The sequence below is a fragment of the Candidatus Obscuribacterales bacterium genome (assembly GCA_036703605.1).
GTDB lineage: Bacteria > Cyanobacteriota > Cyanobacteriia > RECH01 > RECH01 > RECH01.
In genome coordinates this window covers 1-1,181 of the sequence record DATNRH010000143.1, presented here as the reverse complement: position 1 = coordinate 1,181, position 1,181 = coordinate 1, and the positions used below count along the sequence as shown (strand labels likewise).

Below are 1,181 nucleotides of genomic sequence, written 5' to 3'. Positions count from 1 at the left end.
CCCGACCGCCCTGAGGTCCCCAAGTTGGAGGCGGAGCAAGATGACAACTAGCCCTCGTAGTTTATACGAAAAATAAATTTTCCCTTGTCTTCCACCCGCCGAGCCGACCGTGAAAGCCCCAGCGCACACGTGAGTACTCAGGCCCCCCTCGAGGACCCCTGAGTACTCACACTTTCCTTTTATGGAAGCTGGAGTACTCCAGAGTAGCGGCGCGCCTCCGCGTTGTCGCAGCAGCAGCCGAGCCAGCAAGGTGGGCCAGAATTGGGCAAAACTCGCTTGTGGTTTATTAGATTACGTTGTCCAACCAGGGCAAAAGTTGGGAGCAACAGGGCCAGAGTTGATACCTATTTTGTGATCTGGGTGGATACCTCTGCGGTTCAGGTGGCACACGTAGGTGTTGAGGCGGTCTTTGGCGGCGGTTGCGTCGCTCACATTGCGGGGAGACCATAGGCGCTCTGCTGCTGCGGCTGTCCGTGGCCAAAGTTCAGCTTTTGTTAACAAGGCGACTACCATCGTAGTTGGCATTGTCCAGGCGCTCGCCCCAGGCAGCTACCTCACCTCCACTGACATAGCTTTCGAGTTGCTTAGTCCATTCCTTGCCCTGCCGTTGGTCGAACTGCATCACCTGAAAGGGTTCATTGTTGTAGAAGTCTTGCCAGGAGCCACGCTGCTCCAAATACCATCCATAGGCAAGAAGGGCACTCATGTGAGCTTTTGCTACTGAGAGAAGGGTGGCTTCATCTTTCCAGACCTCGACAATGAGGTTGGAGGGGAAGTTCTTCAAGCCATACCTAAAAGGAATGAGTCCACCGCTTACACATTGAAAACCTCTTGCCAAACAATTGGAGTTTTCTTCAGTGACTTCAAGAGGCCCCAGACGTAGTCCTCGTAGTACTGCATAACCCCGTCACCGCTCGTATAGCCCTGCTGGTGCATCCACTCAACAACTGCCGGGTCATTCTCCCAGCAAAGATAGACAACTGTTCGTCAAAAGGTCGTGCTTTGGCAGAAGGAGTGCCTACCCTCATCGCCACCAATGTGAAAGTGTTCATCGGGAAAGGCACGAGACATCTCTGAATAGAGGCCTAGAGATGAAAGTGCTTGCCTACCAGTCACAACTTGCAGAGTCAGGTTAGAGGCGGGATTGAGGTTAATGTTGTCCACGTTGGCTGAGTACTTGG

General features: G+C 53.3%; 2 protein-coding genes. Both read right to left on the bottom strand.

The genetic code is table 11. The features are described from left to right. Positions 1-484: 484 nt before the first annotated feature. Positions 485-784 (bottom strand): family 20 glycosylhydrolase, encoded by a 300-nt coding sequence (locus tag V6D20_02930; protein ID HEY9814748.1) that lies wholly within the window; start codon positions 782-784, stop codon positions 485-487. Between the two features lie 203 nt (positions 785-987). Next, positions 988-1,181, bottom strand: a 194-nt coding sequence (locus V6D20_02925; GenBank protein ID HEY9814747.1) for a hypothetical protein, incomplete at its 5' end; no start/stop codon positions are given.